Raw genomic sequence first — 12,975 nt, 5'->3', positions numbered from 1 at the left:
ATTGTCGGCAAGGAGGCGCCATGAGGCTCGGACTGCAGCTCGGCTACTGGGGTGCGCGGCCGCCCGCGAACGCCGGTGAACTGGTGGCGGCGGCGGAGCGGTGCGGGTTCGACGCGGTGTTCGCCGCCGAGTCGTGGGGGTCGGACGCGTTCACGCCGCTGGCCTGGTGGGGCTCGGCGACATCGCGGATCCGGCTGGGGACGTCGGTGGCCCAACTCTCCGCGCGGACTCCGACGTCGTGCGCGATGCACGCCCTCACGCTCGACCACCTCAGCGGCGGCCGCGCCGTCTTGGGCCTCGGCGTCTCGGGACCACAGGTGGTGGAGGGTTGGTACGGGCAGCCGTTCGCCCGCCCGCTCGCCCGGACCCGCGAGTACGTCGACATCGTCCGCCAGGTCCTCGCCCGAGAGGCGCCCGTGGTCAGCCCCGGGCCGCACTATCCGCTCCCGCTGACCAGCGAGGGACTGGGCAAGCCGCTGCGGCCGATCACCCACCCGCTGCGCGCCGACCTGCCGATCTGGCTCGGCGCCGAAGGACCCAAGAACATCGCCTTGGCCGCCGAGATCGCCGATGGATGGCTCGCCGTCTACTTCTCCCTGCGCATGGCCGGGCAGTACAACGCCTGGTTGGATGCGGGTTTCGCGCGGCCTGGCGCGCGACGGTCGAGGGATGACTTCGAGGTCGTCGCCGGGGCCCAGATCATGGTCACCGACGACCCGCGTGCCGCGTTCGCCGCGATGAAGCCCGTTCTGGCGCTCTATCTGGGTGGGATGGGGGCGCCGGAGATGAACTTCCACGCGTCGCTGTTTCGCCGGATGGGCTACGGCGACGTCGTCGACGAGGTCGGCGCGCGGTTCCGCGAGGGGAGCCGAGACGACGCCGCCGCGGCGATCCCGGACGAGGTGGTGGACGACATCGCGATCGTCGGGAGCCCGGCGCGGGTGCGGGAGCGGATCGGCCAGTGGGAGCGGGCGGGCGTGACGATGCTCAGCGTCGGCGCCGGGTCGGTGGCCGAGATCGAGACGCTCGCGACCCTTGTCGGGGAGTGAAACGCGTTCTAGATTGGCGAGATGCGCTCGATCGGTCTGTGGAACATCGCCCGCGACGACGCCGACGCGACCGCCGTCGTCTGTCCAGACGGCAGAGAGGTGTCCTACGGCGAACTGGCCGCCGCCGCCGATCGCTACGGCCGTGGTCTGCAAGCGATGGGACTGCGGCCGGGCGACAGTGTGGTCCTGTTACTGCCCAACGGTTTCGACCTGCTCGCCACCTACTTCGCCGCCGTCCAGACCGGCCTCTACGCGGTCCTGGCGAACTGGCATCTCGTCGGCGCCGAGATCGCGTACCTCATCGATGACAGCGGCGCCAAGGTGTTCATCGCCGACGCGCGCTTCGCCGAGTCCGCCTCGGACGCCGCCGCGCGCAGTGGGCTGCCCGCTGAAGGGCGGCTGGCCGTCGGGGAGATCGCCGGGTTCCAGCCACTGGACCGGCTCGGCGCGGGGGAGCCCGCCCAGCGGCCGGACGTGCGCACTCAGGGCTCGCCGATGCTCTACACCTCGGGCACCACCGGCAGGCCCAAGGGCGTCCGCCGCCCGCTCGCCGGAACCGACCCGGACCTGGTCCCGCCCGCCGCCGAGTGGTTCTTCGGGATCTTCGGACTGAAACCGTTCCACCGGCACGTGCATCTGTGCGGTTCACCGCTCTACCACACCGCCGTCATCAACTTCGTGGTCACGTCCATCCAATTAGGACACACGGCGGTGCTGATGGACCATTGGGAGCCGCGCGAGATGCTGCGGCTGATCGAGCGCTATCGGGTGACCCACAGCCACATGGTGCCCACGCAGTTCCACCGCCTGCTCGCCCTGCCCGACGACGTCCGCGCCGCCTTCGACCCGTCCTCGCTGCGCGTGATGATCCACGGCGCGGCGCCGTGCCCGGTCGAGGTGAAGCGGCGGATGCTGGACTGGTGGGGCCCGGTGGTCGTGGAGTACTACGCGGCGACCGAGGGCGGCGGCACGACCATCACCGCCGAGGAATGGCTGCGCAAACCCGGCTCGGTCGGGCTGCCGTGGCCGGGCTCGGTGGTCCGAATCCTGGACGACGACGGCGCCGAGGTGCCCACCGGCACGGCGGGCCTGGTGTATCTGCGCATGGGCACGTCCACCTTCGAGTATCACGGCGACGCGGCCAAGACGCGGGCCGCGCGCGTCGGTGAACTGTTCACCCTCGGCGACATCGGCTATCTCGACGAGGACGGCTATCTATTCCTCTGCGACCGGAAAAGCGACATGATCATTACCGGCGGGGTGAACGTCTATCCCGCCGAGATCGAAGGGGAGATCTCCTGCCACCCCAAAGTCGCCGACGTGGCCGTGTTCGGGGTGCCGCACGCGGACTGGGGTGAGGAGATCAAGGCCGTGGTGCAGCCGGTGGACGGGGTGGCGGGCTCGGCGGCCCTCACCGACGACATCCTGTCGTTCGCCGCGAGCAGGCTTGCGAAATTCAAATTGCCTCGCACCATCGACTATCTAGCCGAACTCCCGCGCGACCCCAACGGCAAGCTTTACAAGAGGCGACTTCGCGAGGGTTATCTGAACGCCTGATCTGGGAATGGCAACGGTGAAATGGTGGTACTAGCCCCGATCGCCGTCTGTTAAGTCTTTTCGTGTCGCATGTGCGACACGAAAGGAGATTCCCCTGCGATGAAGATTCTCCGGAAGATATCCCGCGTGCTGCTGCTGACCTGCTCTGCAGCCGCGCTCACCGCCGGTTCGATGCCGACCGCGGCGGCCACGCCGGACGAGACAACCACGCCCGCGCGGAGTGAGGGCAGTCCGCGGGCGTACCAGGTCGGTGAGGAACAGGTCGCCGATGTGCGGATCGACTACGCCGCGCGGACCGCGCGGCAGGTGATCAGCAGGCCGGGTTCGTCCTACGTCAAGGTGCACTTCGCCGCACTCGCGCTGGCGGACGGCGACCGCGTCACGGTGTCCGATCCGACCGGCGCCGAGGTGCACACCTACAGCGGCGACCCGACGAAGGGCGAGGCCGCCGCGACCGACTCCCTCCACACCCGCCAGGGCAGCGGGTTCTGGGCGCTGTCGATCACCGGCGACACCGCCGTCGTCACGCTGCACCGCGCGGGCCGCGCACCGTCCACCTCGGACACCGGGGTCGTCGTGGACAAGTACTTCCGCGGCTACTCCAAGGCCGAGCAGGCGCAGCGCGACCTCGGCATCCTCTCGGTGTGCCAGACCGACGCGCGCCGCGATTCTGTTTGCTACCAGCAAAGTCACCCCACCGAGTACGGCAAGTCCCGGTCGGTGGCGAAGATCCTCTACAACGGCGCGTCGCACTGCACGGCGTGGCGGCTCGGCTCGACCAACCGGCTGATGACCAACAACCACTGCATCGGCACGGCTTCCCAGCTGGCGTCGATGGAGATGTGGTTCGACTACGCCTGCGCCACGTGTGGGGGCAACAACCCCAAGCCCGCGGTGAAGGTGACCGGCGCGCAGTTCCTCAAGACCAGCGCGAACCTGGACTACACGCTCTTCTCGGTGAACAACTTCGCGAGCATCGAGTCCTTCGGGTACCTGCTGCTCGACGTCCGCGCGCCCGTGCGCAACGAGCGCATCTACATCACCGGCCACGGCGACGGCGACCCGAACGAGCTGTCGATCTTCGAGGACACCCAGGGCGGCGCGACGTGCGACGTCGACAACCCCAACAGCGACTCGATCAACATGGGGTACTACTGCGACACCAGCGGTGGGTCGTCGGGGTCGCCGGTGCTCGCGGCGTCGTCGAACAAGGTCATCGCGCTGCACCACCTGGGCGGCTGCCTGAACGAGGGCACCCGGATCGAGCTGATCTACCCGGAGATCAAGGACCTGATCGACAACGGTGGCGGCACCCCGCCGCCTCCGCCGCCGGGTGGCAAGTTCGAGAACACCAACAACGTCACCATCGCGGACTCGCCGGGCGCGGCCGTGACCAGTGACGTCGTGGTGACCGGCCAGCCGGGCAACGCGCCGTCGACGCTGAAGGTCAACGTCGACATCAAGCACACCTGGCGGGGCGACGTGGTGATCGACCTGGTCGCGCCGGACGGATCGGCGTACCGGCTGAAGAACTCGTCGTCCAGCGACTCGGCGGACAATGTGATCGTGACGTACACGGTGAACGCGTCGACCGAGGTCGCCAACGGCACCTGGAAACTCAAGGTCCAGGACGTCGCCCGCTACGACACCGGCTACATCGACGCCTGGTCCCTCCAGTACTAGTCCGCCACCCCGGAATTCTACGGTTGGTCACCATCGAGCGAACCTCCTGTCCGTCGGTAGCCGTGGTCGGCCGCCGTCACGGTGCCCCTTAGGTGCGGTTCGTGGACTATCCGGTGAAGCGGGGTTTGCGCTTTTCGGCGAAGGCGCGGGGGCCTTCCTTGGCATCGTCGCTGAGGAAGACCTCCGTGCCGAGCCGCGCGTCGATCTTGAACGCGTCGTTCTCGGGCATGCCCTCGGTTTCTCGCATGGTCCGCAGGATCGCCCGCACCGCCAGTGGGCCGTTGGCCGCGATGGTCTCGGCGAGTTCCAGCGCCTTGGGCAGTGCCTGGCCGTCCGGCACGACGTGGCCGATCAGCCCGATGTCGCGGGCCTCCGCCGCGGTGATGTGCCGCCCGGTGAGCAGCAGGTCCGCCGCCACCGTGTACGGGATCTGCCGCGGCAGCCGGACCGCCGATCCGCCGAGCGGAAACAGCCCCCACCGCGCCTCCGAGACGCCGAAGCGGGCGCTCTCGCCCGCCACCCGGATGTCCGTCGCCTGCAGGATCTCCGTACCGCCCGCGATCGCCGGACCCTCGACCGCGGCGATCAGCGGTTTGGTCAGCCTGCGGCCCTTGAGCAGCGCCTCGATCACCGACAGGTCCCACCCGCCGCCGGAGAACTTCTCGCCCGGATGGGTGGTGGTCATCGCCTTGAGGTCGGCGCCCGCGCAGAACGCGCCGCCCGCGCCGGTCAGTACGCACACGCGCACCGAAGGGTCCTCGTCGACCTGGTCCCAGGCCGTGCGCATGATCGACATCATCTCGCCGGAGAGGGCGTTGCGGGCCTCCGGGCGGTTCATCGTCACGACGAGCACGGGCCCGTGCCGCTCGACCAGGCAGTCCGGCATGCGAATCCTCCTCGCAACTGGGGATTGCCACGAACGATAACACGTTCTACTTTAGGGCGATGGCGCTCACAATCGCGGACTTGTTCGAACACGCGGTGGACCTGTTCCCCGAACGGGTCGCCGTGGCCTGCGGCGACCGGTCACTGACCTTCGCCGAGCTTGAGGCCGGAGCCAATCAACTGGCCCACTACCTGGCCGAACAGGGAGTGGGCAAGGGGTCGCACGTCGGCCTGTACGCGACCAACTCGATCGAGGCGATCGAGACCATGATCGCGGTGTACAAGCTGCGCGCGGTGCCCATCAACGTCAACTACCGGTACGTCGAGAACGAGTTGCGATATCTGTTCGACAACGCCGACATCGTCGCCCTCGTCCACGAGGACAGCTATTCCGACCGGGTCGCCGCCGTGCGCCCGGACGTCCCCACGCTGACCGCGACGCTCACGATCGAGGGCATCGACGCGGCCAAGTCGGGCCGGTCGGCTGAGCGCGACTTCGACGAACGCAGCCCCGACGACCTCTACATCCTCTACACCGGCGGCACGACCGGCAGCCCCAAGGGCGTGATGTGGCGGCAGGCCGACATCTGGCGCGTCCTCGGCGGCGGGATCGACTTCCTCTCCGGCCAACCCTTGCCCGACGAGTGGGCCCAGTCCCGCCAGGGCCAGGTCACCGGCGGCCTGACCCGGCTGGCCTGCGCCCCACTGATCCACGGCGCGGCCCAATGGGCGGCACTGGCGGCGCTTTTCGCGGGCGACACCGTTGTGCTGGTCCCCAAGTTCGACCCGCACGACGTGTGGCGGGCCATCGAGCGGCACCGGGTCAAGGTGGTCACCCTTGTCGGGGACGCCATGGCCCGGCCGATCATCGAGGCCCTGCACGTCGGCGGCTACGACGCGTCGTCGCTGCTGGCGATCTCCAGCCACGCGGCGCTGTTCTCCGGCGCGGTCAAGCAGCAGTACCTCGACGCGCTGCCGAACGTGGTGATCACCGACGCCATCGGGTCGTCGGAGTCGGGCTTCAACGGCATCGGCATGGTCGCCAAGGGAGCGGAGTCCAGCCCCGGCGGCCCGCGGGTCCGGCGCGGCCCGGACGTGCTGGTGATCGACGACGACGCGCGGCCGGTAGAGGTGGGCGAGACCGGCAGGCTGGCCCGCGGCGGGCACGTGCCGCTCGGCTACTACAAGGACCCGGAGAAGAGCGCGACGATCTTCGTGGAGATCGACGGCAAGCGGTATGTCGTGCCCGGCGACTACGCGCGGCTGGAGGACGACGGCACGATCACGCTGCTAGGCCGCGGCAACATGTGCGTCAACACCGGCGGCGAGAAGGTGTTCCCCGAAGAGGTCGAGTCGGCGCTCAAGTCGCACCCCTCGGTGTTCGACGCGCTGGTGATCGGGATCCCCGACGAGCGCCTCGGCCAGCGGGTCGCCGCGGTGGTGCAGCTGCGCCCCGACGCGGAGGCGGACTTCGCCGCACTCGACGCCCATGTCCACACCGAACTGGCGGGCTACAAGGCACCGCGCAGCCTGTGGGTCGTCGACGAGGTCGGCAGGCTGCCCAGCGGCAAGCCGGACTACCGGTGGGCCAAGGCGCACGCGGCGGACAACGCCCCGACCTGGGCCGCCGCGCCCGCCCGCGCCTGATGCGCACGGTGCTGTGCGACCTGGTCGGCGTGGATCACCCGATCGTGGGGTTCACGCCGTCGGAACACGTCGCCGCCGCGATCAGCCGGGCAGGCGGCCTCGGTGTGCTGGGCTGTGTCCGGTTCAACGACCCCGACGAACTCGACGCCGCCCTCGACTGGATGGACGCCAACTGCGACGGCAAGCCCTACGGCGTCGATATCGTGATGCCCGCCGCGGTGCCGGTGGAGGGCACGCAGGTCGACCTCGGATCGCTGGTCCCCCAGGGCCACCGCGACTTCGTCGACAGCACGCTGCGCAGGCTGGGCGTGCCGCCGTTGCCCGATGGCGAGGCGTCCGACGGCGTGCTCGGGTGGCTGCACTCGGTCGCACGGTCCCATGTGGACATCGCGATGAAACACCCGATCGCGCTGATCGCCAACGCGCTGGGGTCCCCGCCCGCCGACGTGATCGACCGCGCCCACCGCGGCGGCGTGCCGGTGGCAGCACTGGCGGGCAAAGCGGCGCACGCGGTCCGGCATGTCGAGAACGGCGTGGATGTGGTGGTGGCGCAGGGATACGAGGCGGGCGGCCACACCGGCGAGATCGCCTCGATGGTGCTGATCCCGGAGATCGTGGCCGCGGTCGGCGACCGCGTGCCGGTCCTCGCCGCGGGCGGCATCGGCTCGGGCAGGCAGATCGCCGCCGCCCTGGCACTGGGCGCGGTCGGCGCGTGGATGGGGTCGATCTGGCTGGCGACCGAGGAGTATCGGGAACTGAGCGCGGGAGCGTTGCAGGAGGCTCTGGTCCGGGCTTCATCGAGCGACACCGTGCGCTCGCGGATCTACACCGGCAAACCCGCGCGCCTGCTGAAGAACCAGTGGACCGAGGCCTGGGAAGGCCCGGACGCGCCGACACCGCTGCCGATGCCCCTGCAGAACCTGCTGGTCAGCGGCGCCCACCAGCAGATGAGCCGGGCGGGCGACCCGGACGTGCTGGCGATGCCGGTCGGCCAGATCGTCGGCTCGATGAACGAGATCCGCCCGGTCGCCGCCGTCATGACCGACCTGCTGTCCGAACTGGACGAGACACTGAAACGCCTCAGCGCGCTGTAAGAGCGCGTCTGAGGACTGGCGCACGCGATAGCCGCGCCGAGATGGCTCCTGGCGGCACGGCCGGATACGCCCACAGACAACTCCGGTATGCGGACGATCCGGCCGCACCGCCAGGAGCCATCTCGATCACGACTCTCACGCACGCCAGTCCTCAGACGCGCTCTAACCCAGGCCGGTGACTTCGGTGAGGTCGGCGCCGTCGAGCCGCAGCAGTCGCCGGGGTGTGCCGGTGAGGTCGGCGTTCCGCAGGACCGCTCCGCTGAGGTCCGCCGAGGTTTCCACGCACGTCGGGTCCTCCGGGTCACCGCGGTAGGCGCAGAAGGTCACGGCGGTGATGACGGCGCCGGTCAGGTCCGCGCCGCGCAGGGTCACGTCGGCGAAGTTCGCTCCCGCGAAGACCGACCCGCCCAGGTAGGAGTTCGAGAAATCCGCCGACCACGCGGTGATCCCGGTGAAGTTCCCCCTGGCCAGCCGCAGGGCGTCCGCGCGGGTGTCGTTGAAGGTGGCACCGGTGAAGTCGACGGTCTGGCCGGTCGCGTTCGTCATGACCGTCCCGTAGAACGCCGCCCCCGCGAGACTCCCCCCGAGGCGCGCGTCGCGCAGGTTCGCCCCGCCGAAGTCGCCGCCCTGGGCCGACACCGGCGAGAGTTGGGCGGACTCGAGATCGACGTCGCGCAGCCCGGCCCCGTCGAGCCGCACCCCGCTCAGGTCGGCACGGCGCAGGATGGCGCCGTGCAACTCCGCCCCGCTGAGGTCGGCGCCGTTGAGGTCGACCTGCTGGAGCATCGCTCCGCGCAGGTCCGCCCCGGCGAGGCAGGTGTCGGAGAGGTCCACCTCCAGCCGGTACGACCAGGTCTCCCGGGGCTGCCGCAGCCGTCCGACGGCGGTCAGCGCTCCTTGGACGTCAACAGCGGTGCCGGACGCGCAAGGCATGTGAGCCGGGGCGTGGGTGCGGATGAACGCGGAGAAGACGTCCTCGGCCATGTCGACGAACCCGGGCTGGTCGCGGGCGAGCTGTTCGAGCGCGTAGACCCCGCCGAGCCGCACGTCGATCTTCTCGGCCCCGAGCTGGTCGATCGCCCGGCCGAACCGGTCGGTGTTCTGGCCGCGTTCGGCGAGGCGGACCTGGTCCTGAGTGGCCTTCGACTGGGCCTGCGTCGCGATCAGGGTCTGGGCGGTGAAATACAGGCCCGCGAGGAGGACGACGACGCCGACGGTGGCGGGTGCGCTCGCCCACCCGCGCCAGGCCAGGAGCCTGCGCACCGGTGATCGGCGCCGGGGCCGCGTCAGCCGGAGCCTGCCTGCACTCCTCACACCGGCCAAACTACTAAGGAAGGCACCGCACGAGCCGCCGCGTCACCCGGTGGTGGCGCGGCGGCGCGGTCGCCTCAGCCGCTTTTGCGGCGGAACTGGCGCTTGGCCCCGGCCCGGCCGTGGGCGTCGTGGACCTTGGAGCCACTGTCGGCGTGGCCCTCGCCGCTCTGGGAGCGGGCCTGCTTGCGTTCGAGGGCGGCGCGGAACTTGCTCTTGAGGTCCAGTTCCTCGCCGTCCTCGGGGGCGGGGTTCTCCGGCTGTTCGGACATGGGGACCTCCAGTAGTTCGTCGTGCCCGTTCGGCCAGCGTCGCACGACTGTGGCGTGTGGTCGACTTGATTAACGGGCCGCGGATTCAGCGCGGGCCTTGAGGCCTTCGGCCTCCATGACCAGATAGCGGTCGGTCAGGCCCGCCGCGAGCTTACCGATCAGCACCCCGAGCGGGCCGCTCTGGTCGATGGCGTTGGTGGCCCGGCAGCCATCGCCGTCCGGGGTGACGGTGTGGGTGGCCACCGTGCGCGCCAGCGGGCCGGTCGCGGTCCACTCCCAGGACTTGCCCTCGTCCAGCGCCGTCACGGTCCAGACCGTCGTGGGGAGCTTGGGCTGGCTGATGCGCACCCGCTGCCCTAGTGCGTTGACCACGGACGTTCGCCGGGTATCGGCCTGTCCACGGCGTGGCTGGCAAGGCGGAGGGAAGACCGTAGTACCGGGTTGTACTTGGGCTTTCCGACAACGCGGCCAGGCGCGTCGTGGGCAGGTCGAGACCCGGTGAAGGTTCGTGGTCAGCGCACTAGCCGCAGCGGGCCGGGGTCCAGCGGTGTGACGGAGGTGACGGACTTGGTCCACTCCGGCCACCGGGCGACGTCGGCGTAGACCGCCCAAACCCGCTCCGCACTGGCGTCGATGACCACTTCGGCGCTGAACCGCATACCCGTCACCCTACTGATCCACGCCGATGCGCGGGGTCGACCTGGTTGATCATCACGGCAGGTGAGCGGTTACCCTGTGTGCCCGGAGGGAACGCGTGAATCTAGGCGACCACATCGCGTGCGTGGCGGAGTTGATCGGCTGCGCAGACCATGACCCGGCGGCCCTGGCCGCCGACGAACACCTGCGGTTCGAGTGGTACCGCGACGCCCGGCCCGCCGATGAGCGGGCCTTCCTCGAACACGTCCTCCGTGACCCCGACGAGGCCATGGCGGTGGCGGCCGTGGTGAGCCGGATCGAGGAGAAGGCCCGCTCCGCCGCCGACTACTGCGCGTGGGCCGAGGCCGTGGCCCCCGCTGTCGCGCGCGTTGACTTTGTGCGTGAGCGGCTGGCTGAGTGGCGATTGCTGCGGGACGTGTTCGCCGGGCTGCCGGTGGACCCAGCCGCCGTCCTGGCCGCGTCCGACTGGGCGCAGCGCAAACTGGCCGCCGTCGCCGTCGGCGATTTACTGGTGCTCCTGGCCGAACACGGGCGCACCCGCCGGGTACGGGCCATGACCAGGGTGCCCAGACCCGCCCGCCCCCGCGAGTCGATGAACATGCTGCCCCGACACTTCTGACTCTCACTGTGCGAGACAGCTACCGATGACCTTCAGCTGAGCGGTGGCATCGCCGAGGGTGAACTCGAGGCGCTTCGCCGCGGTGAAGTACTTCTGCAAGGTGTGGCTCGTGTCGAGGCCCACGCCGCCGTGCACGTGGACGGCGGTATGGGCCACCCGGTGACAGGCGTCGGCGGTCCAGAACTTCGCGGTGGCGACCTCGGCCTCGGCGGGCAGCCCCTCACTCAGCAGCCAAGCCGCCTGCCAGAGGGTCAGCCGAACAGCCGCGACGTCGATGTAGGCGTCCGCGAGTCGCTGGGTCACCGCTTGGAAGGTGCCGATCGGTTTGCCGAACTGGACTCGTTCGCCCGCGTAGGCCGCGGTGCGGCGCAGGGCTTCCTCCAGGACGCCGAGTGCTTCGGCGCAGGTCAGCGCCGTGAGGTTCTGCGAGATCGAGGCGGCGGTGTCGGGGAGGCGGCGGGCCGGGGTGTCGGAGAAGGTCACCATGAGGGCATTCCCCGAGACAAGTTCCTGCGCCGTGACGGAGACGCCGGGATCGGTGGCGTTGGCGACGTAGGCGTCTGCGCCCGCTGTCACCGCGAACACATCCCCTTCCGGGACCAGCATCTTCGTTCCCGACAGGCGTCCGCCGGTCGCCTCCACCGGGTCCAGTGGATCATCGATGACCGCGCAGGTAGGCGATCCCTCCATCGACGCCAGCGCCGAACAGGCCGTCACCCAGGACGCATACGGGGTTGACGCGGCGGCGCGACCCAGTTCCATGGCGATCGTGCACTGTTCGAGCAGGCCGAAGCCGGAGCCGCCCACCGATGTCGGGAGCGCGGCGGACAGCACGCCCGCCTCGTCCAGGACATTCCACAATGGACGAGAGGTGTCGACCAAGGAGCGGACCAAGCCGGCGAGGTCGTTCTGGGCCTCGGTGAGGGAGAAATCCACTGCTAGTCCTCTCAGCGGCGGGCGGGGGGCAGGCCGAGGCCGACGGTGGCGATGATGTCGCGCTGGACCTCGTTGGTGCCGCCGCCGAAGGTCAGGATCAGGGAGGACCGGTGCAGGCGTTCGATCCGGCCGCGCAGCACCGAACCTGGTGAGCCCGTGCGCACGATGCCCGCCGGGCCGAGGACTTCCATCAGCAGCCGGTACGCCTCCGTGGCGAACTCGGTGCCGAACACCTTCGTCGCCGACGCGTCCGCTGGGCTCAGCTTCCCCACGCCCCAGGCGATCTTCCAGTTCATCAGCTTCAAGTACTCGACCTTGGCGTGCACGCGGGCCAGGTGGATCTGGACCCACTCCTGGGCGATGACCGGCGATCCGTCCGGCAGCTTCGTCTCCCGGGCCCACTCGACGACTTCCGCCAGGGACTGCTGGATCGGCGCCGCGGAGGTCAGGGCCACCCGTTCGTGGTTGAGCTGGTTGGTGATCAGCTGCCAACCCTCGTTCTCCACACCGACCAGTGACGTCACCGGCACTCGCACGTCTGAGTAGTACGTCGCGCTGGTGCTCGGGCCCGCCATGGTGGTGACCGGTGTCCAGGAGAATCCAGGGGCGTCGACCGGGACGATGATGATCGACAGGCCCTTGTGTTTGGCCGCTTCGGGATCCGTGCGGCACGCCAGCCAGAGGTAGTCGGCGTACTGGATCAGGCTGGTCCACATCTTCTGGCCGTTGATCACATACGAGTCGCCGTCGCGGACCGCCCGGGTGCGCAGGCTCGCCAGGTCGGTGCCCGCCTCCGGCTCGGAGTAGCCGATCGAGAAGTGCAGTTCGCCGCGGGCGATGCGGGGGAGAAAGAATTCCTTCTGCGCCGGGGTGCCGAACTTCATGATCGTCGGACCGACCGTGTTGATCGTCAGGAACGGCACCGGGGCGCCCGCGATGGCGGCCTCGTCGGTGAAGATGAGCTGGTCGAGCATCGAGCCGCCTCGGCCGCCGTGCGCCGCGGGCCAGCCCATGGCGAGCCAGCCGTCGGCGCCCATGCGGCGGACGACCTGTTTGTAGACCTCGCCGGTGCCGTACTCGCCGCCGGTGAGGGCGTCGCGGACGTCGGGGGTCATCAGGTCGGCGAAGTAGGCGCGCAGTTCGGCGCGCAGGCGTTCCTGTTCGGCGGTATAGGCGATCCGCACGGCAGCCTCCCGGAAGAGAACACGTTCCATCAGCAACGTAGCACGCTAAGGTGGAACACGTTCTCTGTTCGTGGAGGAGGC

Annotated in this window: 13 protein-coding genes; 6 read left to right on the top strand and 7 right to left on the bottom strand. The window is 69.7% G+C overall.

Annotation, left to right across the window (positions count from 1 at the left end):
* Positions 1 to 20 precede the first annotated feature (20 nt).
* The 3 genes from BN1701_RS21230 (at position 21) to BN1701_RS37440 (ending at position 4,289) form a co-directional block, all read left to right on the top strand.
* A complete protein-coding gene (locus BN1701_RS21230) occupies positions 21 to 1,049 on the top strand; it encodes an LLM class F420-dependent oxidoreductase (RefSeq protein ID WP_054051520.1) in 1,029 nt (342 codons plus the stop codon).
* Positions 1,050 to 1,070: 21 nt separating this feature from the next.
* Positions 1,071 to 2,606: an acyl-CoA synthetase gene (locus tag BN1701_RS21225; protein ID WP_054051517.1), complete on the top strand. Its 1,536-nt coding sequence runs from the start codon at positions 1,071 to 1,073 to the stop codon at positions 2,604 to 2,606.
* A gap of 99 nt (positions 2,607 to 2,705) precedes the next feature.
* The gene (locus BN1701_RS37440) at positions 2,706 to 4,289 is read left to right on the top strand and encodes a proprotein convertase P-domain-containing protein (protein ID WP_054051516.1); all 1,584 of its coding nucleotides are present in this window, start codon (positions 2,706 to 2,708) and stop codon (positions 4,287 to 4,289) included.
* Positions 4,290 to 4,395: 106 nt separating this feature from the next.
* On the opposite strand, the gene BN1701_RS21215 is transcribed toward BN1701_RS37440, so the two are convergent.
* Positions 4,396 to 5,175 carry a crotonase/enoyl-CoA hydratase family protein gene (locus tag BN1701_RS21215; protein WP_054051513.1) on the bottom strand — a complete coding sequence of 260 codons (780 nt, stop codon included), beginning with the start codon at positions 5,173 to 5,175 and terminating at the stop codon, positions 4,396 to 4,398.
* 59 nt (positions 5,176 to 5,234) lie between these two features.
* On the opposite strand from BN1701_RS21215, the gene BN1701_RS21210 reads away from it, so the two are divergent.
* Together BN1701_RS21210 and BN1701_RS21205 are read left to right on the top strand one after the other, a co-directional pair.
* Positions 5,235 to 6,821, top strand: coding sequence for an acyl-CoA synthetase (locus tag BN1701_RS21210; protein WP_054051512.1), 1,587 nt, complete (start codon positions 5,235 to 5,237; stop codon positions 6,819 to 6,821).
* Entirely contained in the window at positions 6,821 to 7,915 is a 1,095-nt protein-coding gene (locus tag BN1701_RS21205) for a nitronate monooxygenase family protein (protein WP_054056007.1), read from the top strand. The genes BN1701_RS21210 and BN1701_RS21205 overlap by 1 nt, the downstream gene beginning before the upstream one ends.
* Before the next feature lie 162 nt (positions 7,916 to 8,077).
* Here BN1701_RS21205 and BN1701_RS21200 read toward each other — a convergent pair whose 3' ends face one another.
* From BN1701_RS21200 to BN1701_RS37890, 4 genes are all read right to left on the bottom strand, one after another.
* A complete protein-coding gene (locus tag BN1701_RS21200) occupies positions 8,078 to 9,229 on the bottom strand; it encodes a pentapeptide repeat-containing protein (protein WP_157368141.1) in 1,152 nt (383 codons plus the stop codon).
* 74 nt (positions 9,230 to 9,303) lie between these two features.
* On the bottom strand, positions 9,304 to 9,543 hold the full coding sequence (locus BN1701_RS21195) for a DUF5302 domain-containing protein (RefSeq protein WP_369800581.1): 240 nt from the start codon (positions 9,541 to 9,543) through the stop codon (positions 9,304 to 9,306).
* A gap of 24 nt (positions 9,544 to 9,567) precedes the next feature.
* Complete coding sequence (locus BN1701_RS37895; protein ID WP_255364644.1) at positions 9,568 to 9,870, bottom strand: SRPBCC family protein; 303 nt, start codon at positions 9,868 to 9,870, stop codon at positions 9,568 to 9,570.
* A 140-nt stretch (positions 9,871 to 10,010) separates the two neighbouring features.
* The gene (locus tag BN1701_RS37890) at positions 10,011 to 10,157 is read right to left on the bottom strand and encodes an SRPBCC family protein (protein WP_082859969.1); all 147 of its coding nucleotides are present in this window, start codon (positions 10,155 to 10,157) and stop codon (positions 10,011 to 10,013) included.
* 95 nt (positions 10,158 to 10,252) lie between these two features.
* On the opposite strand from BN1701_RS37890, the gene BN1701_RS21185 reads away from it, so the two are divergent.
* Positions 10,253 to 10,774 (top strand): hypothetical protein, encoded by a 522-nt coding sequence (locus tag BN1701_RS21185; RefSeq protein WP_157368140.1) that lies wholly within the window; start codon positions 10,253 to 10,255, stop codon positions 10,772 to 10,774.
* A 3-nt stretch (positions 10,775 to 10,777) separates the two neighbouring features.
* Here the strand turns inward: BN1701_RS21185 and BN1701_RS21180 are convergent, their stop codons facing one another.
* Both BN1701_RS21180 and BN1701_RS21175 read right to left on the bottom strand, forming a co-directional pair.
* Positions 10,778 to 11,710 carry an acyl-CoA dehydrogenase family protein gene (locus BN1701_RS21180; protein WP_054051502.1) on the bottom strand — a complete coding sequence of 311 codons (933 nt, stop codon included), beginning with the start codon at positions 11,708 to 11,710 and terminating at the stop codon, positions 10,778 to 10,780.
* Positions 11,711 to 11,721: 11 nt separating this feature from the next.
* Positions 11,722 to 12,894 carry an acyl-CoA dehydrogenase family protein gene (locus BN1701_RS21175; protein WP_054051500.1) on the bottom strand — a complete coding sequence of 391 codons (1,173 nt, stop codon included), beginning with the start codon at positions 12,892 to 12,894 and terminating at the stop codon, positions 11,722 to 11,724.
* Between the last annotated feature and the right edge of the window lie 81 nt (positions 12,895 to 12,975).

This window comes from Alloactinosynnema sp. L-07, assembly GCF_900070365.1.
Classification (GTDB): Bacteria; Actinomycetota; Actinomycetes; order Mycobacteriales; family Pseudonocardiaceae; genus Actinokineospora.
This window is presented reverse-complemented; position numbering and strand designations above follow the sequence as displayed.

Excerpts from the sequence above, each read along its gene's own strand:
- BN1701_RS37890 (WP_082859969.1), bottom strand. The coding sequence starts at position 10,157 with ATGCGGTTCAGCGCCGAAGTGGTCATCGACGCCAGTGCGGAGCGGGTT.
- BN1701_RS37440 (WP_054051516.1), top strand. The coding sequence starts at position 2,706 with ATGAAGATTCTCCGGAAGATATCCCGCGTGCTGCTGCTGACCTGCTCT.
- BN1701_RS21205 (WP_054056007.1), top strand. The coding sequence starts at position 6,821 with ATGCGCACGGTGCTGTGCGACCTGGTCGGCGTGGATCACCCGATCGTG.
- BN1701_RS21225 (WP_054051517.1), top strand. The coding sequence starts at position 1,071 with ATGCGCTCGATCGGTCTGTGGAACATCGCCCGCGACGACGCCGACGCG.
- BN1701_RS21215 (WP_054051513.1), bottom strand. The coding sequence starts at position 5,175 with ATGCCGGACTGCCTGGTCGAGCGGCACGGGCCCGTGCTCGTCGTGACG.
- BN1701_RS21210 (WP_054051512.1), top strand. The coding sequence starts at position 5,235 with ATGGCGCTCACAATCGCGGACTTGTTCGAACACGCGGTGGACCTGTTC.
- BN1701_RS21230 (WP_054051520.1), top strand. The coding sequence starts at position 21 with ATGAGGCTCGGACTGCAGCTCGGCTACTGGGGTGCGCGGCCGCCCGCG.